Consider the following 21,365-nt stretch of genomic DNA (forward strand, 5'->3'; position numbering starts at 1 on the left):
ATCCGACGGCAGGCCTGCGATCAGCGGCCGTTTCGCAAGTAGGCGACCAGTGTCGCCACCGAATCGAGCTCGTGGGAGCCGACCAGCCATCGGCCGGGCGAACGCACCTCGACTGTGATGTCGGCATGATGCTCGCTGATGCGGTATCCGGCGCGCTCCACCGCACGGGCGGTCCATGACAGCAGGTCGGCCGAGCAGTCCTGCGGTGCCGTGATGCACGCGGTGGCCGAGTGGCGGGTGTCCCAGGTAAAGGTGCCGGTTCGCGGGTCGAAGGCGGCGGCGTCGTTGAGCATGCGCCGCAGGTGTCCGGCCAGCCCGATCTCTTCCGGCGCGCCGCTGATCAGCTCGCGCTCGGGAGTGACCAGCCAGACCGAGTCGGCGTGCCGCAGCATGTGCTCGACGTCGTGGGTAGACATCAGGACGGCGAGGCCGTGCTCGTCCGTCAGGGAGAGCAGCAGCTTGATGAGCTCCAGCCGGGCAGCCACGTCGAGGAACGCGGTGGGCTCGTCCAGCAGCAGCACGGACGGCTGCTGGGCGAGCGCCCGCGCGATCATGAGGCGCTGCCGCTCGCCATCGCTGAGCTCCGACACCGGCCGGTGGGCCAGGTGCCCGGCGTTGGTGGTGTCCAGGGCCTGCTCGATAACGCGGCGGTCGGTGTCGTCGAGTCGGCCGAACCATCCGGTGTGCGGGGCGCGTCCGAGGGCGACGAGGTCGTAGCCGTGCAGTTGGCCGACGGCGACCCTGTCGGTGAGGACGATGGCCAGCTCCCCGGCGAGCTCGCGTGGGGAGAGGTCGGTGATGGGCCGCCCGCGCAGCTCGATGCGTCCGGTGAGCCGTGGCTGGGCGCGGGCCAGGGTGCGCATGAGGGTGGACTTGCCGATACCGTTCGCACCGATCAGGCAGGCCAGTTCCCCGGCGTGCAAGTTGACATTGATGTTCGAGAGCACGGCGCGGCGGCGGTAACCCACCGTGAGGTCCGTGGCGCCCAGCCGTACGTCAGACACTAAAACCTCCGCCAGCCCGGTTGATCCGCAGCAATACGTGAAGCACGACGGGCGCGCCGAGCAGCGCCAAGGCGGCGTTGAGCGGCAGCGTGAGCCCGGTTCCGGGCAGCTGCGCGAAGATCCCGGCGGCCAGGGCGATCATCGCGCCGAGCAGCGCCGAGCCGGGGATCAGCAGCCGGTGGTCGGCCGTGCCGAGCAGGCCTCGCGCCAGGTGCGGGGCGGCGATGCCGAGGAAGGCGATCGGCCCGGTGTAGGCGGTGACTGCGCCGGACAGCAGGGCGGTGGCGGCGATGGCGACGATCCGCACCCGCCGCGGGGACAGGCCCATGCTCTGGGCATACCGCTCCCCCAGCAGCGACACGTTCAGCTGCTTGACGAAGAGGGTCAGCAGCAGCGTGCCCGCGGCCACCACCGAGGCGAGCACGGGGAGCTGGGCTGAGCGGACGCCCTCGAAGCTGCCGAACTGCCACTGGGTGAAGGCCACCACGGCCTCGGGCCGGGCGAAGAACACCAGCACGTTGGTGATCGCGCCGAGGAAGGCGGCGACCATGATGCCCGCCACCAGGACGATCACCATGTTCCGCACCTGCCCGGCGACGGCCAGCATGACCAGCAGGACGGCGGCCGCACCGGCAGCGGCGGCGCCAACGACGCCGAGCCCGTGCAGCGGGGCGAGTCCCGCCAGCAGCGAGGCGCCCACGCCGGTGGCCGCGCCCTGCGGCAGCAGGAGCAGGCCCACCCCGAGGCCCGCTCCCGAGGTGACGCCGAGGACGTACGGCTCGGCCAGAGCGTTGCGGAACAGCGTCTGCATGGCGAGCCCGGCCAGGGCCATCGCCGTCCCGGCGAGGATCGCCGTCGTCGCACGCGGCAGGCGCAGGTCGAGGACGATTGCCCGCCAGGTCCTGCGGGCCGGGGCCTGTCCGCGCAGGATGGCGATGACCTCCTCCAGCGGCACGCTGACCGACCCCCAGGCCAGCGTGGCCAGGAACGCGGCCAGCACCCCGGCGGCGAGCACGGCGAGGACGACGGCGCGGCGCGCGCTACTCGGCCGGGACACGCTTGACGAACTGGAGCTCATCGCCGCTCTTCAGGAGTTCCGGGTGCAGGAGGTTCACCATGTCGCGCAGGATCAGGTCGGCCTCCAACGCGCCGTTGAGGAAGTAGTCGGCCCCGCGGGACCCGACGCGATGGAACGTCCTGCCGTTCTCCAGGGCGGGCAGGCGGGCGAGCCGGTCGTCGGCGGCGAGGTAGTCGGCTCCCGTCTTGTGCTTGGGGAAGAACACCAGGTCCATCCAGTAGTCGGCGTCGGCTCCCGCGTCGAGGAACTTCTCCAGCGACAGGGTCGCGATGCCGCCACCGGGCAGGTCGGGCACCGGCTCCGCGCCGGCCTCGCGGATGAGCTGGGGCTCGAACCGCTCCCGCTGCCTGGTGGTCACCGATCCCGACTCGCCGACGGTGCCGATCAGCACCTTGGGCTTCTTCCGGTCGGCGACGTGCGCGTCGATCTGGGCACGCAGCTTCAGGTAACGCTCTTTGATCGGGTCGAACACCTGCTGGGCCTGCTGCTCGGCGTTGAAGAAGAGCGACAGGAACTTGATCTGCTCAGCCGCTCCGAGTGGCGTTTCGGTGTACGGGAAGTAGAAGACGATCGGAATGCCGAGTTCTTCGATCTTGCTGAAGGTCTGGTCGTCACCGGCGTAGTTGGTGTAGAAGTCGGGGTCGGCGTCGGCCAGCGCTTCGTAGTTGATCTCGTACCCGATCTCGGCGACCTTGCCCGCCTTGATCCGCTCAGCGATCCTGGGCAGGTAGGGTGCCTCGATGTCGCCGATGAACGGTTCGGCGTAGCCGGCCAGCGCGTCGGCCTTGCCCAACTTCTCCAGGGACGCGTACAGGACGCTGCCGCCGTCGACCATCGTCCTGACGGGAACCTCGATGACGGTGGCGCCGGCCAGCTCGCCGGTCAGTTCCGGACGCGGAGCACCGCACTGCAGCAGCACGTAGGTGCTGTCGATCTCGCGGCTGCCGGCCTTGGCGTGCCCGCCGGCCGCCTGCACCGTCGTCTTCAGCACCTTGTACGAGCGCTCGTAGCGAACCTGCCAGCCCTTGGCGTACTCCGCCTCGACCTGGTGAGGGAAGTAGTTCGTCTGGGGCGAGTACTCGGTCACGCAGCCGGGCCGCTCCGGGGCCGCCCGCGGTGGCGGGCCGGCGGCTCCGCATGCGGTGAGCCAGGCGGCCAGGAGCGCGCAGAATAAGCGTTTCATCCATTTTCTCCTCTGCTGTTGCGCACCTTCCGGTGCCGGGTTAGCGTCCCTGGATATGACAACGGTTATCAAACCCGCGTCGACTCGGCAACGGGTTGCCCCCTTGACACCACGGCTGTTACGTCTGGCCGCCTGCGTACGCGGCTGGCTGGCTCTCGGCACGGCGGTGACGCTCGCCATCACCGCGACCTACGTCGGCCAAGGCATCGCGATCGCGCAGGCCCTGGCCGTCGTGTTCGCCGGCGCGCCGTGGCAGGGCGTGCTCGTTCCCCTGGTTGTCGTCTCCGGCATGCTGGTGACCAGGGCGGCCTTGATCTGGGCGCGCGAACTGGTCATCGTCGCCACCGGACGGGCGATGAAGGATTCCCTGCGCAGGCGGCTGTACGCCAAGCTCTTCGAGCTGGGGCCCGGCTACACCGCGGCCAACCGCACGGGCGCCACCCAGGCGACGGTGGTCGACGGCGTGGAGAAGATCGACGTGTACGTCAGCCGCTTCCTGTCCCAGCTGCTGGGCGCCGCGATCGGCGCGCTGGCGATCCTGACCGGGCTCGTCCTCGTCGATCCGCTCATCGGCGGCGTCCTGTTCGCCGGAGCGCTCGCGATCACCGCGACTCCCCTGCTCGCCCGGCGCCTGCAGGCCGAGCGGGCCGGCTGGTTCTGGGGGCTGTGGCGCCGGCTCGGCGCCGAATACCTCGACGTGCTGCAAGGCATGACGACGCTGAAGGCCTTCGGCGTCAGCCGCGAGCGCGGCCGTGAGCTGTCGCGCGAATCCCATGAGTTCTACCGGGCCTCGATCGGCTTCGTGGCGGTGGCCAACCTGCGGACCGGCGCGATGGGGTTGCTGTCGGTCGCGGGCGTCTCCCTCGCGATCGGGCTCGGTGCCGTGCGGCTGGCCACCGGGCAGCTCGACGTCCTGGGCCTGCTGCTGGTCCTGCTCCTGGCCCGCGAGGCGTTCCGGCCCCTGGAGGAGCTGCAGAAGGCCTACCACTCCGCCTACCCGGCGATCTCCGCCGCCGGCGGGGTCTTCGAGCTGCTGGACGCCTCGCCGGCCGTCACCGAGGCGCGGCAGCCGCAGCCGCAGCCGGCGTCCTCGTCGATCTCGTTCGACCGCGTGTCCTTCGGCTACCGCGACGGGCAGGACGTCGTCTCGGAGCTGTCGTTCGCGGTGGAGGAAGGCCGCACGGTCGCGATCGTCGGCCGGTCCGGCGCGGGCAAGAGCACGATCGTCGCACTGCTGCTGCGCTTCTTCGATCCCAGGTCGGGCCGCGTCCTGCTCGGCGGGCGGGACATCCGGGAGCTGTCCCTGGCGCAGTTACGCGGCCTGATCTCCGTGGTGGCCCAGGACACCTACCTCTTCCACGGCACGGTCCGCGACAACCTCCTGCTCGGCCGGCCGGACGCCGCCGCCGAGCAGGTGGAGGTGGCCGCGGTCGCCGCCGGCGCCCACAACTTCATCTGCAGGCTGCCCGACGGGTACGACACCGTGGTCGGCGAGCGCGGCGCCACCTTGTCGGGCGGCGAGCGGCAGCGCATCGCCATCGCCCGCGCACTGCTCAAGGACGCGCCGATCCTCGTCCTCGACGAGGCGACCTCCAGCATCGACTCGGCCCATGAGGCGGAGATCCAGCAGGCCCTCGACCGGCTGGCCGCCGGCCGGACGACGCTGGTCATCGCCCACCGGCTGTCGACCGTACGGGACGCCGACCGCATCCTGCTGCTCGACCACGGCCGGGTCGCCGCCGCCGGCACCCACGCCGAGCTGCTCGAACGGTCGGCCGGTTACCAGCGGCTCGTGGCGGCACAGGCGGTGAGCCGATGATCTCCGGCCTGCGCCCCCTGCTGGCCGTCGTGCGGCCCTACCGGCTCCACCTGGCCGGCGCGATCGGCAGCGGCGTGCTCGACCAGGCCCTCACCGTGGCGATCGCCGCGGTCGGCGCCTGGGTGGCCGGCGCCGCGATCACCGGCGCGGGCGTGGCCGAGCTGCGTCCCGGGCTGATCGTGCTGGCCTGCCTGGTGATCCCCCGTGCGGTGCTGGCCTTCGTGGAGTCGCACATCGCCCATGACATGGCCTTCCGGATCCTGGTCGACATCCGTGAGCGGCTCTACGCGGGCTTCGAACGGATCGCGCCCGCGCACCCCAAGGGGCACCGCTCCGGCGACCTGGCCTCGACCGTCATGGACGACGTCGAGCGGCTGGAGGTGTTCTTCGCCCACACCCTGAGCCCGCTGTGCGTCGCGGTCGTGGTGCCGACCGGGTCGCTGGCGGCCCTGTGGTTCATCCACCCGGTGCTCGCCCTCGTCATCCTGCCGATCGCCGCCCTGGTCGCCTTCGTTCCCGCCTGGCTGCGCAAGCGGGCGACCGTCCAGGGCCGGGCGTGGCGGCTGCACCTCGGCCGGCTCAACGCCACCGCCGTGGACGGCGTGCAGGGGCTGCGCGAGATCGCCACCTTCGGCCAGGAGGAGCGCTACCTGACGCGGCTCGGCGAGCACGGCCGCGACCTGCACGAGGCCCAGCTGGCCCACGGCAGCCGGGTCGGGGTCGAGCGTGCCGTGACCGACCTGCTGATCGGGCTGGGGGTGGTCGGCGTGCTCGCCGGATCGGCCGTTCTGGTCGCCACCGGCACCATGCCGGTGGTGCTCTACCCGACCGCGGTGGTCCTGGCCGCCGCCGCGCTGGCGCCCGTCACCAAGCTCGGCGACGCCGCCCGTGAGCTCGGCGTGGTCGCCGCCGCGGGCGAACGGATCTTCGCGGTCGTCGACGCGCCCGCCATGGCGCCGGAACCGGCCTCACCTCGGCCGCTGCCCGCCCTGCCGATGGCACTGGACGTCTCCTTCCGCAATGTCTCCTTCCGGTACGGCCCCGACCTGCCTCCAGCCGTGTCCGGCATCACGTTCGACCTCGCCGCCGGAGAGACGGTCGCGCTGGTGGGGCACTCCGGCGCCGGAAAGTCGACGATCACCAACCTGCTGCTCCGCTTCTGGGATCCGGAGTCGGGCTCGGTGCGGATCGCCGGGCACGACCTGCGTGACCTGGCCGATCACGAGCTGCGCGAGCTGATCTGCGTGGTGCCGCAGGAGATCTACCTGCTCAACCGGACTGTCGCCGAGAACATCGCGCTGGGCAGGCCCGGCGCGAGCCAGGAGGAGATCGAGGCCGCCGCCACGGCCGCGCTGGCCCACGACTTCATCGTCGAGGAGCTGCCCGACGGTTACGACACCGTCGTCGGCGAGTGGGGCGCACGGGTCTCGGGCGGCCAGCGCCAGCGCATCGCCATCGCCCGCGCGCTGCTGCGCGATGCGCCCATCCTCATCCTGGACGAGCCCGTCTCCAATGTGGACGCGGAGAGCGAGCGGCTGCTGGGCCTGGCCATGGCCCGGGTCCGCGCCGGCCGGACCACCCTGCTGGTGGCCCACCGGCTCTCCACGATCCGCACCGCCGACCGCTTGATCGTGCTCGATCACGGCAAGGTCGCCGAGATCGGCACGCACGCGGAGCTGGTGGCAGCCGGCGGCACCTACGCCCGGCTGATCCGCCACCAGCTGCAGTAAACCACCCCACAGAGAGGAGGTCAGCGCATGATCCGCGAAATCAGCACCGAACGGCGCCGCGACACCGTCGCGCCGCACAACCACAGCACGGGCTTCCGCGCCTTCCGCTGGAGCTGACGAGGTGACACCCGTGGGGCCGGCACGCATCCGGCCCCACGGGCCCCTACGACAAGGATACGATCTTGAAGCACATTCCGAGAGTCAACGTGGACGTGCGTCCCCTGGGCGAGGACGCGGCCGTGCTCATCACGCCGAACGGCCGGATGTTCGAGATCGACCGGCCAGCGGCGGACGTCGTCCGCGCCCTGGAAGACCTCGCCGCGACGCCGCCCGGCGCGTCTCCGCCGTGGCCGGAGCTGGCCGGCCTGCTCGCCTCGACCGGCTCCCTCATCGAACCCCCGCAACCCCCGGTGCTCCTCGCCGATGCCGACTTGCATCCCATCGTCACGAGGCTCGCCGCGCCTGGCGAGCAGACGCACCCCATGGGCGGCGATGTGCCGCTCGACCGGCCCTTGGCGCTGCTGAGCACGCGGTTCGATCCCGAGCTGCTGTTACGCGTGGACGGCCAGCGCACCGGACCGTGGACCTGCTTCTTCCTGGATCAGGGCAAGTGCTACTTCGGCCCGGCCATCGAGCCCGGCCGCACCGCGCCGTACCGGGACCTGCTGACCCGCCGGGCCTGCGTGACGCAGCGGCCCGACCTCGCCGACGCGCTCCTCCAGCCCTCGCTGACCGGCGGCCTGCGCCCGCCTTCCCCGGACGTGCTGACCTGGCTCGTGTCGATGTTCCTGGTCGAGCTGCGCCGCTGGCTGGCCGGCGAGCCCTGCGCCCTGGCCGGCAACGAGGTCGAGGTGGATCCGGCGGGCCCGCAGATCCGGCTCCATCCGTTCCTCCCCCTGCCGGCCAGCCCGTACCCGAAGGTCATCAACCATCGCATCACGGGTGCGGACCTGCTGCTCGACGACCGCATCGGCATCGTGGCAGCCACCAGGGTCATCGAGCACGACCCGTCGATCCCGCGGGCCCTGACGACGGTGCAGGCCGATGTCGCCGACATGGGACGGCGCTTCCCGTGGGCCACCAACGTCCTGTGCGGCGCCAGCTCCTTCGGCGACGCGGCCGGGGCCCGGGCGGCGGCCATCGGCGAGAGCGTGGAACGCTACTGCGCCAACTGGATCCAGCCCGAACTCCTACGCAAGGCGTCCTACGCCGAGCTGCGCCAGGCCGGCGAGAACGCCCTCGCACCCGAATCGATCGTCCTGTTCTCCGAAGCCCAGTACGCGGCGGAAGGCTTTCCCTTCGTCCGCTTCGACGGCGACCTGCCGGTGCACTGGATCGCGGGCCGCTCCCTCACCCATGACCGGCCGATCTGGGTGCCCGCCAGCCTGGCCTACTGCAACTACTACGTCGGGCCCTACTACCACGAGCCCATCACGAACCCCCTGTACTACGCAGGTGTGGCGGCCGGGGAATCCTTCGACGACGCCGTACGGTCCGGGCTCGAAGAGGTGATCGAGCGCGACGCCACCATGGTCTGGTGGGCCAATCTGCCCGCCCTTCCGTCCCTGGAACCGACGCCGCGCCTGGCCGCGCTCTTCGACGGCACACCCGGCCAGCGCGCGTGGCTGATCCCGCTGCCCAACGAGTTCGACGTCCCCGTCATCGCCGGCGTCGTCGAGCACGCCAGGGATCAGATCCTGACGATCGGCTTCGGCTGCCGCGACACCCTCGAGCTCGCGGCGGAGAAGGCCTGGGCCGAAGCGCTGACACTCCAGGAGATCGCCCGTGATCTACAGGATCCCGACGGCCTGTATTGGGAGGCCGTGCACGCTGGCCGCAAGGCCCGGCACTTCATGCACGAGTGGCGGGCCGACCGCGCCTACCTCGACAGCTTCCGCCCCGACTTCCGCGACGTCGGCGACCTGGAATGCCAGATGCAGGTCAACCTCGACCCCCGCGCCGTCGAGCGGGTGCGAAGCTGGCTGGACTCCGGAACCACCATCCCGGCTTCGTCCGTGTCCACGATGCCCGACCGCTCCCTGAGCACTTACCGGCAGCGGGTCGAGCAGGCCGGCTACGAGGTGATCGCCGTCGACCTCACCACCCCGGACGTCGCCGCGGCCGGGCTCCACGTCACCAGAACGCTCGTTCCCGGGCTGGCCGGCAACTTCGCCGCCGCCTTCCCCTACCTCGGCGCCGACCGGCTGCGCAACGCCGCCGTCAAGCTCGGCTGGCCCGCCCGGACAGAGCTGAACGTCTTCCCTCTCCCCCACGCGTGAAAGGAATGCCGACGATGAAAGACGCCGACGCCCTCAATGCCGTCGCCTACGGACCGGAATGGTCGGCCCGCTGGGAGGCGGAGTTCGGCGACCAGCCCGACACCCAGGACGCGGCCGACTACCTGGCCGGGCTGGCCGCCGGGCGGGCCGTGCTGGAGCTCGGCATCGGCACCGGCCGGCTCGCCCTCCCGCTGCTCGACCGCGGGCTGGCCGTGACCGGCGTGGACAACTCCCCCTGGATGCTCGAACAGTTGCGCGCCAAACCGCGCGGCGACGAGATCGACGTCGTGGAGGGCGACTTCGCCGACGTGAAGGTCGACGGCGAGTTCGGCCTGGCCTTCATCTCCCGTTTCGCGCTGTCGGCCCTGACCACGCAGGAGGCGCAGGTGCAGTGCTTCGAGAACGTCGCCGCGCACCTGGCACCCGGCGGCTTCTTCGTCGTCGAGCTGATGGCGCCGGCCAGCGGTGTCCTGGAGAACGGCAGGGCCTGGGCCTCCAACGTCAAGCCCGACGCGGTCTCGCTGTTCGTCTCGACCGCCAACCACGTGACGCAGGAGATGCGCACCTGCCACATCAGACTCAGCGAGACGGAGGGCGTCCAGCTGCGCCCCGGCGCGGTCCGCTACATCTGGCCGTCCGAGCTCGACCTGATGGCCCGCATCGCCGGCATGCGGCTGCACGAGCGCTGGTCGAGCTGGGACAAGGCCCCCTTCACCGCCACCTCGACCCGCAACATCTCGGCCTACCGGAAAGCGTGATCCGCCGTGACCTCCCTTCCCATCACCTCACCCGGATCGTGGGTCTTCTCCGGCGACGTCCCGACGGTGTTCGTCGATCACGCCCGCCACTCGGTGCCGCTCTACGACGCCGGCCACGACCTCGTCTGCGACCTTTCCACGTGCTTCCTCGGCGGCGACGGGCCACACATCGGCTACGAGCTCGGCTCGGCCACCGGCCAGCTCCTGCACCGCCTGGCCACCCACGGCCCGGCCAACCACGCCACCCACTGGATCGGGGTCGACCGCGAGGCCGCGATGGTCAAGGCCGCCCGCGAGCACTGCGCCGGTCTCGACAACGTCGAGGTCGTCGAGGGCGACCTCACCACGATCGCCTATCAGCACTGCGATTTCGTCGTCGCGTACCTGACCATGCACTTCCTGCCGCCCGGGCTCCGGCGGGAGGTGTTCCGCCAGATCTGCCAGGCGCTCCGTCCCGGCGGAGCCTTCTTCATGTTCGACAAGGTCCTGGCGCCGGGCGCTCAGCTCGAAGACCTGATCACGACGCTGCACTACCGGTTCAAGCGCAACGCCGGCTTGAGCCCGGAGGAAATCCTCAACAAGAAGGAGAGCCTGCTCGGCGTGCTGCAGCCGGTCTCCACCGACGACAACGTCGCTCTCCTCAAAGAGGCCGGCTTCGCGAGCTACGGAACGATCCTGAAATACCTCGCCTTCGAGGGATTCATCGCGATCAAGTAGCTGCGGGCACGTCGGCCAAGGCCACGTCAGCGGGCATCGGCGCTACGCACGGTCAGGATTCGGACGAGACGCTCCCCGCTGTGCCCGTCACGGCCGTGCCAGCAGCGGTAGTTGTCCAGCACCAGGATCTCGCCCTCGTCCAGGGCGAACCTGGGCAGCGTCGGCTCCGCCTCCCGCACGGCCTCGTCGAGCCCGCCGATCAGCTCCCGGATGCGTTCAGCGTCCGGGTCACGGTGCAGCGGCACGGCGCCCTCGGTGCGGCGGACGACGCGGCGCCCGGTGCGGGTGTATTCGACGTGCCGGCCGACGCGCGGCATGGCGGGCAGCCCGCGCAGGTCCGCCCACCTGCCGTAGAGGTCCACGTCCGCGCTGGTGAGGAAGTCCCACAGGCCCGGGTCGCGCCGCTCGCAGTCGTCGGCGAAGCGGTAGGCGTCGGCGACGAACGACTCGCCGCCCGAACCGGGCGTCTGGACGGCCTGGATGAAGACGTAGTCCTCGTCGGGGTCACGTCTGCGGACAGGGACGCCTCCAATGTCGACGACCACGTCGAAGCTGTCGGCGTGCAGGTGCACCGGGCCGGCGTCGCGGGACGGCCTGCTGCGGTACGGGAACACCTGCCGCAACCGGTGGCCGAGGGTGAGCGCCGCGGCGACGACGAGCGCGTCGGGAGTGGCGGCGAAACCGGTGAGGATGGCCGCACCTGACTCGGTGAGCAGGTGACGGATGCGATCGGTGTCCCGGCCGTCGACACGGTCAGGGAGGATGCCGAAGGACATCTTCAGGACCTCTCAGGTCGGGAGAAGCCGCGGCTGCTGGGGACCAGGGCCGCGGCGGCGGGTGCGAGGAAGCACACCAGCGCGCAGCCGGCCAGGACCGGCTGCCAGCCGAAGGCGTCGATGGCCGGGGCAAGGAAGGCCAGGCCGACAGGGGCCAGCCCGTAGGAGACCAGGAAATCGAGCGAGGAGACGCGGGCGAGCAGGCGCGGCTCCACCTCACGCTGCGTGGCGGTGAACCAGGGCACGTTGAACAACTCGATGCCCAGCCCGGCCAGCGCGTAGGCGGCGAAAACCACCATCGGGTGCACCGGCACCAGCAGGCTGAGCGGCGCGAAGCCGTACAGCGCCAGGCCGGCCAGCGCCGCCCAGCCCTGCGCGCGCGGCTGCCACCGGGCCACCAGCAGCGCGCCGGCCAGCGCGCCGAGGGTGTAGGCGGTCAGCGCCGCCGCGAGCACCGCCTCGGTGCCGTACCGGTCGCGGCTGACCAGCGGCAGTGCCACGCCCGTGGCCGAGTAGCCGGTGAAGATGACCGCGGCCAGCGCCCCCAGACCGGCCAGGAACCATGGATGCCGGCGCGCCTCGCGTACACCCTCGCCGAACTCCGCGAAGAACCGCGCGCCGCCCGCCGCGAGGGCCCGGGCGGGCAGGCCCCGGGGCGGCAGCACGGCGGCGGCCAGCCACAGCAGCCCGGTGCCGATCAGCAGCCACCAGGTGTTCAGGACGGCGGCCAGCAACGCCGTGCCCGCCGGCGCGACGAGGGTGGTGACGCGCACGGCCAGGGTCATGGCGGCGTTGGCCTGCCGGCGGTGGCCGGCGTCCACGACCTCGGCCGTGAGCGCCTGGAACGCGGGTCGGCACGCCCCCTGGCCCGCGCCGACGACCGCCGCCGCCACGGCCATGAGCGGGACGGAGCGGCCGAGCCCGAGCGCGATGAACGGGGTGGCGAGCGCGGCGGCCAGTCCCGCCCACCACACCACGGCGCGGCGCGAGTACCGATCGGCCAGAACTCCGCTGATCGGCACCGCGGCGAGGAAGCCGACGGTCCGGGTGGCCAGCACGATCCCGAGACCGGCGGCGGTGAGCTCACGGTCCAGCACGGCCAGCCCCAGCACGAACGGCAGCGCCCAGGTCGCCAGCCCTGAGGCGGTGGTGCCGCACCACAGCCGGATGAACCGCCTCTCGCGCAGGATGGACCGTGCCGCGGACGACGACGTGTCCGAGTCGGTGGGCATCGGTGCGATCACAGGTGGACTCCTCCAGGGGACCAGGACGAACGAGATTCGCGATCTACAACATGTTAGTGAAAACCACTATCATTCCACTTCCATGAGGGCCTTTCCCCCGTCTCGTAAGATCAGCGTCTTCGCCGGGCTCGTCCTACTCTTGTTCTCGGCCGCCTGCGGCGGCACCCGATCCGTCTCCCCTTCGGCCGCTCCTGCCACCGGTGCGGTGCGGGTGAGCAGCTGCGGCCAGGAGCTGTCGTTCTCCAGCCCGCCGGAGCGCGTCGTCACGCTGGACCAGTCCTCGACGGAGACGCTGCTCGCACTCGGCTTGCAGGATCGTATGGCCGGGACCTCGAATCTGAAGACCGCGGTGGCGCCGCAGTACAGGGCCGCCTACGACAGCGTCCCCGTGCTGAACCCGAAGATCCTCACCGGTGAGCAGCTTCGTGCCGCCACCCCTGACCTGGTCGTCTCCTCCTTCGCCGCCCTGTACACCAAGGACCGGGTCGGCACTCGCGAGGAGCTGCGCGGGCTCGGGTTGCCGTCCTACGTCAGCGTGGTGGACTGCCCCCAGGCCGGCGGAGCCGGGCCGACCCCGTTCGATCTGCTGCTGCGGGACTACGAGAACCTGGGCCGGATCTTCCGCGTCGAGGACCGGGCCGCGAAGCTCATCGCCGAACAACGACGGGTCATCGACCGGGCGTCCAAGGGCCGTTCCGCGGTCACCGGCGAAGTCACGGTCGTCTGGCTGTACTCGGTGTACGCGGGCCTGCCGTACGTCGCGGGCCACGGCGGTATGCCCAGCGCGATGAGCGAGCTGGTGGGCGTCCGCAACGCCTTCGACGACGTGGACGAGGACTGGCCGGAGGTTTCCTGGGAGGAGATCGCCAGGCGCGACCCCGACGTCATCGTGATCGGCGACCTGTCCGAGCGCGGAGCACCCGGCGACAGCGCCGCCGAGAAGCTGGACATGCTGCGCAAGGAGCCGACGATGTCGCAGCTCACCGCTGTGAAAGCGAACCGCGTCATCGAGGTCCCGGGCATCGAGATGGACCCGTCGGTGCGGACGGTGAACACCCTCGGCCTGTTCGTCGAAGGGCTGCGGAAGCTCGGCCATGTCCGCTAGCGGCGCTGATCTGTCGATCCTGCATCCCACCGCGAGAGATCGCCCCGTCCCTGACGGCTCGCGCCCCGCTCCGCCGGGCCACGCGGGACCGCCTGTATCGGTGCTGCTCCTGACCGGGATCGGGCTGTTGATCGGCTCCGTGGCGGCCTCGGTGCTGATCGGCACATCCGAGGTCGGCCTCATCGACCTCGGCCGCGTCCTCGGCACCCGCCTGGGCCTGCCGGTGGAGCCGTTGCCCGGCCTGCTCGACTCGCTGATCTGGGACCTGCGCGTGCCCCGCGTGCTCCTGGCGGCCCTGGTCGGTGCCGGGCTCGCACTGTGCGGCGCGGTGCTGCAGGCCGTGACCCGCAACGCGCTGGCCGATCCCTACCTGCTGGGCATCTCCTCCGGTGCGTCCACCGGAGCGGTGGCCGTCGTCGTCCTCGGTCTGGGTGGTGCGGCGTTCTCCGTGGCCGGCGGTGCGTTCGCCGGCGCGCTGGCCTCGTTCGGGCTGCTCATGCTGCTGTTGCGGCGCAGCGGCATGGACTCCATGCGGATCGTGCTGACCGGTGTCATCGTCGCCGAGCTCTTCGCGGCCGTCGCCGCCCTCGTGCTGGTGGCCTCCGGCGACGCCGATACCACCCGGGCGATCATTCACTGGTTGCTCGGCTCGATGGCCTCCGCCCGGTGGGACGCGGTGATCGCGAGCGGCGCCGTCACCGTCATGGGACTGGCCGTCTTCTGGCCGTACGCCACCGCGCTGGACGGGTTCTGCTTCGGGACCGACACCGCCTCCTCGCTCGGCATCGACGTGCGCAGGACGCGCCTGGTGCTGCTGGGCGTCACGGCGCTGCTCACCGCGGTGGCCGTGGCCGGCGTGGGCGCCATCGGTTTCGTCGGCCTGATCGTGCCGCATGGCGTGCGCTTCCTGGTGGGTCCGCTGCACCGCGTACTGCTGCCGCTCAGCGCGCTGGCCGGCGCGATCTTTCTGGTGTGGACGGACGCGCTGGCCCGTGTCGCCTTCGCCCCGCAGGAAGTCCCGGTCGGCGTGTTCACGGCGCTGCTCGGCGTCCCGCTGTTCCTGCTGGTGCTGCGCAAACGAGGTGAGCTGTGAACATCGACGTCGAGGGCCTGTCATGGGACGTCCCGGGCAAAAGCATCGTCCGGGACGTCACCTTCCACGTCGGCTCGGGTGAGACCGTGGGCCTGATCGGCCCGAACGGCTCCGGCAAGTCCTCCCTGCTCCGTTGTGTCGCCGGCCTGCGCACTCCCACCTCGGGGGTCGTCCGCTACGACAGTCAGGACATCCGGGGCTGGAGCGCCCGCCGCATCGCGCAGCAGGCCGCCTTCGTCGAGCAGTCCGCCGACTCCGACAGCGACCTGCGGGTCGCCGACGTCGTCGCCCTCGGCCGCACCCCGTTCCGCAGCCCATGGAAGGCTCTCGACCGGACCGACCAGCTCGTCATCGACGCCGCACTGGAACGCCTCGACCTGACCGAGCTGAGGTCCAGGGACTGGAAGACGCTCTCCGGCGGCGAACGCCAACGCGCCCACATCGCGCGCGCCCTCGCCCAGCAATCCTGGTGCATCCTGCTCGACGAACCCACGAATCACCTGGACATCAGACACCAGCTCGACCTGATGGATCTGCTGGCGTCCACCGACCAGACGATCCTGGTGGCCCTGCACGACCTGTCCCTGGCCGCCCGCCACTGCGACCGCCTCGTCCTGATGAGCGGCGGCACGCTGATCGCCGACGGGCCGCCGGACGAGGTCCTCACCCCGGAACGGCTGCGGAACGTCTTCGGAGTCGAGGCCCACATCGCCACAGACCCGCTGGGCAACCTGACGGTCGCCTACACCCGCGCCGGTGAGGCGGGGAATTCCCTGCCTCACCGGGCCTGACACACGCCACCCGTGAGCTGCTCCCGGGGTGCCGCTCATCCGGTCAGGTCTGGAGCTCGCGCAGGTATTTCGCGAACCCTTCCAGGCCGTCGATGTTGCGCGGCCCGCTGATGCCCTCGTTGTAGTCCAGGACGTAGAAGCGGTCGTTGACGACGGCGGGCAGCTTGCTGGTGGTGGGGAACTCCTTCAGAAACTTGATCTTCTCCGCTGCGGGCTTGTCACCGTAGTCCAGGATCACGATGACCTCCGGCTTGGCCTCGACCACGGCCTCCCAGGTGACCTCGCCCCAGCGCGCGTCCAGGTCACCGAAGACGTTGCGGCCGCCGGCGAAGCGGATGATGTCGGTGGGCGGCACCTGGCTGCCGGCGGTGAACGGCTTGTCCGTGCCCGAGTCGTAGAGGAAGACGGGCGTCGGGTCGCCCTTGGGCGCCTGTGCCTGGACCGCCTCTACGCGCTTGCGGTAGCCGGCGATCAATTCCTGGGCCTTGGCCTCGACGCCGAAGATCTTCCCGAGGCGTTCGAGGTCGGTGTAGAGCGCTTCGAACGGCGCGACCCGCTCGGGGTAGCCGGGGTAGTTGAAGCACGACTCGGCGTGCATGAAGCTCTGGATCTTCAGCCCGTCGAGGATCTCGGGGGTGATGCCGCGCTGGTCGCTGAAGCCGGAGCGCCAGCCCGCGACGACGAAGTCGGCCTTGGCGTCCACGACCAGCTCCCGGTTGAGCAGGTCGTCGCTGAGGAACTTCACCTTGGCGTACTCGGCCGCCCAGGGCGACTCGGTGACGGGCGGGTTGGCGGGCGGCATCACGTAGCCGTGCACGTGCTGGGTCAGGCCGAGGGCGAACAGCTTGTCGGCGCTGCCGCCCTCGTAGACGACGGCCCGGCGGGGGGTGGTGTACTGGACGTCCTCGCCGCACCTCTTGACCGTCACCGTGCGCGCGGCGGCGGCGCCGCCCTCCACCTGCGCCCCGCATCCTGCGAGCAGGAGTGCCCCCGTCAGGAGCGCAGCGGGGGTGCGTCTTTTCACTTCGAGTTTCCTTTCGTGGTTGTGGCCGTGCCCAGGTCGTAGAGCACCTGGGGGACCCCGGTCAGCGGATGGGGGACGACGCTCGCCTCGACGCCGAACGCCTCGCGCAGCAGTTCCTCGGTGAGGACCTGCGCGGGCGGGCCGCAGGCGACGAGGGTGCCGTGCGACAGCACCGCCAGCCGGTCGCAGGCGGAGGCGGCGAGGTTGAGGTCGTGCAGGGTGACCAGCACGCTCAGCCCGGAGCCTTTGAGCATCGACAGCAGGCGGATCTGGTGGTGCAGGTCGAGGTGGTTGGTCGGCTCGTCGAGCACCAGTACCTGCGGCTCCTGGACGAGCGCCCTGGCCACCAGGACCCGTTGGCGTTCCCCGCCGGACAACGACAGCACGCCGCGCCCGGCCAGGTGCAGCACCTCCATCTGCGCCATGGCCTGACGGCACAGCTCGCGCTCGCGGGCGTCGAGTGCCTGGTTACCGCGCAGGTGCGGGGCGCGGCCGAGGGCGACGACCTCCTCGACGGTGAAGTCGAGATCCGCCCTCCCCTCCTGGGTGAGGGCGGCGATCGTGCGGGCGCTGTCGCGCAGCGGCATCCGCGTCAGCTCCTGGCCGTCGATCCAGACCGCGCCGCCCGTGGGCCGCAGCGCCCGGTACACGCACCGCAGGGCCGTCGTCTTGCCGGAGCCGTTGGGTCCGACCAACCCCACCACTTCCCCGTCGCCGACGGCGAGCGCCAGATCCTTGACGATGGCGGCGCCGTCGATGGACACGGAGAGATCGTCCAGCAGCAGGCGGGTCATCAGCGTCCTCCGAACAGGTAGCCGCGGCGGCGCAGCAGGACGACGAAGACCGGCACGCCCACCAGCGCGGTGATCACGCCCAGCGGCAGCTCGCGCGGCGCCACCAGGGTCCTGGCCACCAGGTCGGCCCACACCATGAAGATCGCCCCGGCCAGGGGCGCGATGGTGAGCACGCGTACGTGTGCCGCCCCCGTCCACAGCCGCACGAGGTGCGGCATGACCAGACCGACGAAGCCGATCGCGCCGCTGACCGCGACCATCGCGCCGGTGGCCAGCGACGTCAGCACGAACAGGCCCCGGCGGAACCTCACGGTGTCCACGCCCAGGCTCACCGACGTCTCGTCGCCCAGGGCGAGCACGTCGAGGCTGCGGGCGAAGCGGCGCAGCGCCACGACGGTGACCAAAGTGACGACTGCCACGACCGGCAGCGCTCCCCATGTCGCCGCGCCGAAGCCGCCCATCGACCAGAACAGCACCGTGCTCGTCGACTCGCCGTCCGGGACGAAGTACACGATCAGGCTCATCACGGCCTGGAAGCCGAAGGCCATCGCCACGCCGGTGAGCACCAGCCGCAGCGGCGTCAGGCCGCCGGCGCCGCGCGAGGCCAGGTAGACCAGGGCGGAGACGAGCAGCGCGCCGAGGAACGCGCCGGCCGAGACCGCGTAGATCCCCAGGGCGGTCAGCGCGCCCGTGACGCTGACCAGCACCGCCCCGGCCGACGCCCCCGACGACACGCCCAGGACGTACGGGTCGGCCAGCGCGTTGCGCACCATCGCCTGGATCGCCACGCCGACGACGCTGAGCCCGGCCCCCACCAGGACCGCCAGCAGCACGCGCGGCGTCCGCACCTGCCAGATGATCTGGTAGGCGGTGACCTCCTCGGCCGTGATCGAGCCGCCGGTCACCGCCGCCCACAGGAAGCGCAGCGTCTCCCCCGGCGGCACCGCGGCGGCGCCGAGCCCTATCGCCAGCAGCACCGACACCGCGAGGACACCGGCCAGCAGAACGACGATCAGCGCCATGGCCGGCCCCGCCGCGCTACCGGTGGATGGGTCCTCGGCTCCCGGGGCCGCCGGTGAGGATGCCGCGCCGGAGCCCGATGGGCCCGGCTCACGCAACGTTCTCAAGGACACTCCAGAAAATGAGAATCATTTCCGGCAGACCGTATCACCACGCATGACTCATGCACTATTGGGGCGTAGGCGGTGAGACAGCCGCGTTAGTCTGCTGCCGCGTACCTGCGTGCGAGTGGGGAGGGTGATGTCGCAGCCAAGTACGGCGGACCGGCCGGTCCCGGACGGTGGCCGGTCGCCGGAGTCCCGGTTACAACGGGCCTTGGCCGGGTTCCGGATGCCCTGGGCGTTCATCGTTCTCGTGGCCCTGCTGGTGGCGGGGCGTTTCCTGCTCGCGCCCCACCTGACGCATCCGGCGCTGCAGACTTGGGCGACCGTGTTCGTGGCGGTGTGCGTGCAGGCACTGCCGTTCCTGGTGCTGGGGGTGGCGCTGTCGGCGGCCATCACCGCGTTCGTGCCCGCCTCGTTCTGGACGCGGGCGCTGCCCCGGCGCACCTACGCGGCGGTGCCGGTGGCGGGGATGGCGGGGGCGGTGCTGCCCGGCTGTGAGTGCGCGTCGGTGCCGGTGGCCTCCGGGCTGATGGCTCGCGGGGTGGCGCCACCGGCGGCGCTGGCGTTCCTGCTGGCCTCCCCGGCGATCAACCCGATCGTGCTGGTGGCCACCGCGGTGGCCTTCCCCGACGACCCGGCGATGGTGGTCGCGCGGTTCGCCGCCTCGCTGGCCGTGGCCGTGCTGGCCGGCTGGATCTGGGCCCGGTTCGGGCGCGCCGCGTGGCTGCCGGCGCCCCGCCGAACCGCCGGGACCGGCCAGAGCAAGGCGGGCGCGTTCGTGGACACGATGCGTCACGACCTGCTGCACGCCGGCGGGTTCCTGGTGGTCGGCGCGCTGGCGGCGGCGACTCTGAACGTGGTGATCCCCCGCGGCTGGCTCACCGCGGTGGCCGGGATGCCGGAAGTGTCCGTGCTGGTGCTGGCGTTCCTGGCGGTGCTGCTGTCGATCTGCTCGGAGGCGGACGCGTTCGTGGCGGCCTCGTTCACGGCGTTCTCCCCCACGGCCAAGCTGGTGTTCCTGGTGGTCGGGCCGATGGTGGACCTGAAGCTCATCGCCCTGCAGGCGGGCACGTTCGGCCGCGCCTTCGCCTGGCGGTTCGCGCCGCTCACGCTGGTCCTCGCGATCGCGGCCGGCTTCGTCGCGGGCTGGGTGCTGCTGTGAGCCGCCAGGCGCAGGGCGCCGTTCTGCTGATCCTCGGCGCGACGGTGCTGAGCATCTCCGCGTTCTCCACAACGTACGTCAACTACGTCAAACCGGGGTTCCGGCCGCTGCTCGTGGGGGCCGGCGCGGTGCTGTCGGCTCTCGGCCTGCTGTCCGTCGTCGCCGGGCTGCTGGACCGGCCCGGCGCCCACCGGCACGGGCCGCGGGTGGCGTGGCTGCTGGCCGTGCCGGTGTTCGCCATCGTGCTGATCGCTCCGCCCGCGCTCGGCGCCTTCGCGGCCCGGCAGAGTGGCGGCCCGCCGGCGCTCGCCCGGACCGGGGGTTACAGCGCGCTGGCGGGAGGCGAGGTGACGGAGTTGACGCTGGGCGAGTTCATCGGCCGCGCCTACGCGCGGCCGGGGCCGCCACTCGCCGGCAGGAAGGTCAGGCTGATCGGCTTCGCCGTCCCGGCCGAGGACGGCAGGGGCTGGTATCTGACCCGAATGCAGATCCGCTGCTGCGCCGCTGACGCGCTCGCTCTGGAGGTCGCCGTCCAGGGGGCGACCGCCCCGGCGGAGGACTCCTGGGTGGCGGTCACGGGCACCTGGGTACCGTGGCCGGACGGGGTGCCCGATGACTACGTGGTTCCGGCCCTGACCGCGACCGCTGTGACCGCCGTCGCGCGGCCGGCGGAGCCGTACGAATAGAGGTCACGCCGGTGAATCGGGTCACGCAGAACCTGCTGCTCCTCTTGCTCGGCGGGGCACTGTTGAAGATCTCCGCCTTCTCGGCGGACTTCGCCAACTACGTCAAGCCGGGTTTCCGGCCGCTGGTGATCGCGGCGGGCGTGGTGCTGGTCGTCCTGGCCGTGGCCGCTCTGGCTCTGGACCTCCGCAGGAGCAGGAGCGCGGCGCGCCAGGGGGAACTCCTCCGCGCTCGCGTGGCCGAGGAGGCCTATCTGGCCGCGCTGGTCGGCCGCGATCCGGTCACCCCCGCGCACCAGGAGGAACACGAGCATGTGGGAGGGCATCGGGTGGCGTGGCTGCTGGTGGCCCCGCTCACGGTGATCTTCCTGGTCGCTCCCCCGGCTCTCGGCTCGTTCGCCGTCCAGCAGGCCGAGCAGACCTCGCACGTGCCTCCGCCCACTCTCGTCGAAGCCCGCCCCACCGTACTGAAAGACGGCCAGGTGAACACGCTGAGCATGATCGAGTTCGCCAATCTGGCCTGGGACGACTCCAGCAGAGCCCTACGAGGCAAGACCGTCCGGCTGACCGGTTTCGTCGTACCGTCCGGCCGGGACGGCGGGTGGTACCTGACGCGCATGCGGATCGGCTGCTGCGCCGCCGACGCCCTCACGATGCAGGTCATGGTGAAAGGTGTCCCCGCGCCCGCGACTGATGCGTGGGTGCGTGTGACCGGCACCTGGAGTCCGCGAAAAGTCCGAGGGACGGACGCCTACTCTCCGCCCGAGGTGACCGCTTCCCGTGTTGAGCGGATAGCTGCGCCCGACGAACCGTATGAATGAGCCTTGCTGAGCGATCGCGCTTGCCCGAAGAGGCACCGCTGATCTCCCACGCTGGGATGAAAGCGGTTATCGCTTCCCACTGAGTCCCGACTTCGATCGGGAGGGGCATAAGGACGAGCTACGACGATGGCGATAGCACTTTCCCTGGTGGTCGCCGCGCCCCGCCTCGCAGCCGTACCC

19 protein-coding genes are annotated in these 21,365 nt (G+C 71.2%); 11 read left to right on the forward strand and 8 right to left on the reverse strand.

The window, feature by feature from the left end; all coding sequences use genetic code 11:
- Nucleotides 1-20: 20 nt before the first annotated feature.
- Genes HD593_RS39910 through HD593_RS39920 form a run of 3 tightly spaced genes read right to left on the reverse strand, consistent with a single transcriptional unit; the run spans nt 21 to nt 3,265 of the window.
- Complete coding sequence (locus HD593_RS39910; protein ID WP_185107350.1) at nt 21-1,004, reverse strand: ABC transporter ATP-binding protein; 984 nt, start codon at nt 1,002-1,004, stop codon at nt 21-23.
- Complete coding sequence (locus tag HD593_RS39915) at nt 997-2,061, reverse strand: FecCD family ABC transporter permease (protein ID WP_221525213.1); 1,065 nt, start codon at nt 2,059-2,061, stop codon at nt 997-999. The genes HD593_RS39910 and HD593_RS39915 overlap by 8 nt, the downstream gene beginning before the upstream one ends.
- Nucleotides 2,045-3,265, reverse strand: coding sequence for an ABC transporter substrate-binding protein (locus HD593_RS39920; RefSeq protein ID WP_185107354.1), 1,221 nt, complete (start codon nt 3,263-3,265; stop codon nt 2,045-2,047). The genes HD593_RS39915 and HD593_RS39920 overlap by 17 nt, the downstream gene beginning before the upstream one ends.
- A 103-nt stretch (nt 3,266-3,368) precedes the next feature.
- Here HD593_RS39920 and HD593_RS39925 point away from each other — a divergent pair, with 103 nt between their 5' ends.
- The 5 genes from HD593_RS39925 to HD593_RS39945 all read left to right on the forward strand — a co-directional run bounded on the left by HD593_RS39925 (nt 3,369) and on the right by HD593_RS39945 (nt 10,568).
- Complete coding sequence (locus HD593_RS39925; RefSeq protein ID WP_185107357.1) at nt 3,369-5,084, forward strand: ABC transporter ATP-binding protein; 1,716 nt, start codon at nt 3,369-3,371, stop codon at nt 5,082-5,084.
- Nucleotides 5,081-6,814: a thiol reductant ABC exporter subunit CydC gene (gene cydC, locus HD593_RS39930; protein WP_185107359.1), complete on the forward strand. Its 1,734-nt coding sequence runs from the start codon at nt 5,081-5,083 to the stop codon at nt 6,812-6,814. The genes HD593_RS39925 and cydC overlap by 4 nt, the downstream gene beginning before the upstream one ends.
- 182 nt (nt 6,815-6,996) lie before the next feature.
- Entirely contained in the window at nt 6,997-9,093 is a 2,097-nt protein-coding gene (locus HD593_RS39935; protein WP_185107361.1) for a YcaO-like family protein, read from the forward strand.
- Between the two features lie 14 nt (nt 9,094-9,107).
- The gene (locus HD593_RS39940; RefSeq protein ID WP_185107363.1) at nt 9,108-9,851 is read left to right on the forward strand and encodes a class I SAM-dependent DNA methyltransferase; all 744 of its coding nucleotides are present in this window, start codon (nt 9,108-9,110) and stop codon (nt 9,849-9,851) included.
- 6 nt (nt 9,852-9,857) lie between these two features.
- Nucleotides 9,858-10,568, forward strand: coding sequence for a methyltransferase domain-containing protein (locus HD593_RS39945; protein WP_185107365.1), 711 nt, complete (start codon nt 9,858-9,860; stop codon nt 10,566-10,568).
- Nucleotides 10,569-10,594: 26 nt separating this feature from the next.
- Here HD593_RS39945 and HD593_RS39950 read toward each other — a convergent pair whose 3' ends face one another.
- Together HD593_RS39950 and HD593_RS39955 are read right to left on the reverse strand one after the other, a co-directional pair.
- Complete coding sequence (locus HD593_RS39950; RefSeq protein WP_185107367.1) at nt 10,595-11,344, reverse strand: TauD/TfdA family dioxygenase; 750 nt, start codon at nt 11,342-11,344, stop codon at nt 10,595-10,597.
- 2 nt (nt 11,345-11,346) lie between these two features.
- Nucleotides 11,347-12,576 (reverse strand): MFS transporter, encoded by a 1,230-nt coding sequence (locus HD593_RS39955; RefSeq protein ID WP_185107369.1) that lies wholly within the window; start codon nt 12,574-12,576, stop codon nt 11,347-11,349.
- A 94-nt stretch (nt 12,577-12,670) separates the two neighbouring features.
- Here HD593_RS39955 and HD593_RS39960 point away from each other — a divergent pair, with 94 nt between their 5' ends.
- The 3 genes from HD593_RS39960 (at nt 12,671) to HD593_RS39970 (ending at nt 15,577) form a co-directional block, all read left to right on the forward strand.
- Entirely contained in the window at nt 12,671-13,693 is a 1,023-nt protein-coding gene (locus HD593_RS39960) for an ABC transporter substrate-binding protein (RefSeq protein ID WP_185107371.1), read from the forward strand.
- A gap of 100 nt (nt 13,694-13,793) precedes the next feature.
- Complete coding sequence (locus tag HD593_RS39965) at nt 13,794-14,786, forward strand: FecCD family ABC transporter permease (protein WP_312904054.1); 993 nt, start codon at nt 13,794-13,796, stop codon at nt 14,784-14,786.
- A complete protein-coding gene (locus HD593_RS39970) occupies nt 14,783-15,577 on the forward strand; it encodes an ABC transporter ATP-binding protein (protein ID WP_185107376.1) in 795 nt (264 codons plus the stop codon). Before HD593_RS39965 ends, HD593_RS39970 begins: the two co-directional genes overlap by 4 nt.
- Nucleotides 15,578-15,620: 43 nt before the next feature.
- Here the strand turns inward: HD593_RS39970 and HD593_RS39975 are convergent, their stop codons facing one another.
- Genes HD593_RS39975 through HD593_RS39985 form a run of 3 tightly spaced genes read right to left on the reverse strand, consistent with a single transcriptional unit; the run spans nt 15,621 to nt 18,417 of the window.
- Nucleotides 15,621-16,601 carry an ABC transporter substrate-binding protein gene (locus tag HD593_RS39975; RefSeq protein WP_185107378.1) on the reverse strand — a complete coding sequence of 327 codons (981 nt, stop codon included), beginning with the start codon at nt 16,599-16,601 and terminating at the stop codon, nt 15,621-15,623.
- Entirely contained in the window at nt 16,598-17,395 is a 798-nt protein-coding gene (locus tag HD593_RS39980; protein WP_185107380.1) for an ABC transporter ATP-binding protein, read from the reverse strand. The genes HD593_RS39975 and HD593_RS39980 overlap by 4 nt, the downstream gene beginning before the upstream one ends.
- Nucleotides 17,395-18,417, reverse strand: coding sequence for a FecCD family ABC transporter permease (locus tag HD593_RS39985; RefSeq protein ID WP_185107382.1), 1,023 nt, complete (start codon nt 18,415-18,417; stop codon nt 17,395-17,397). Before HD593_RS39985 ends, HD593_RS39980 begins: the two co-directional genes overlap by 1 nt.
- A 328-nt stretch (nt 18,418-18,745) precedes the next feature.
- Between HD593_RS39985 and HD593_RS39990 the strand changes: the two genes are divergently transcribed.
- From HD593_RS39990 to HD593_RS40000, 3 genes are read left to right on the forward strand one after another with little or no spacing between them, the layout of a single operon-like run.
- On the forward strand, nt 18,746-19,681 hold the full coding sequence (locus tag HD593_RS39990; protein ID WP_246546960.1) for a permease: 936 nt from the start codon (nt 18,746-18,748) through the stop codon (nt 19,679-19,681).
- Nucleotides 19,678-20,367, forward strand: a complete 690-nt coding sequence (locus HD593_RS39995; protein ID WP_185107386.1) for a TIGR03943 family putative permease subunit — start codon at nt 19,678-19,680, stop codon at nt 20,365-20,367. Before HD593_RS39990 ends, HD593_RS39995 begins: the two co-directional genes overlap by 4 nt.
- An 11-nt stretch (nt 20,368-20,378) precedes the next feature.
- Nucleotides 20,379-21,185, forward strand: coding sequence for a TIGR03943 family putative permease subunit (locus tag HD593_RS40000; RefSeq protein WP_185107388.1), 807 nt, complete (start codon nt 20,379-20,381; stop codon nt 21,183-21,185).
- Nucleotides 21,186-21,365: the final 180 nt, after the last annotated feature.

Origin of the sequence: Nonomuraea rubra (genome assembly GCF_014207985.1) — a bacterium.
GTDB lineage: Bacteria > Actinomycetota > Actinomycetes > Streptosporangiales > Streptosporangiaceae > Nonomuraea > Nonomuraea rubra.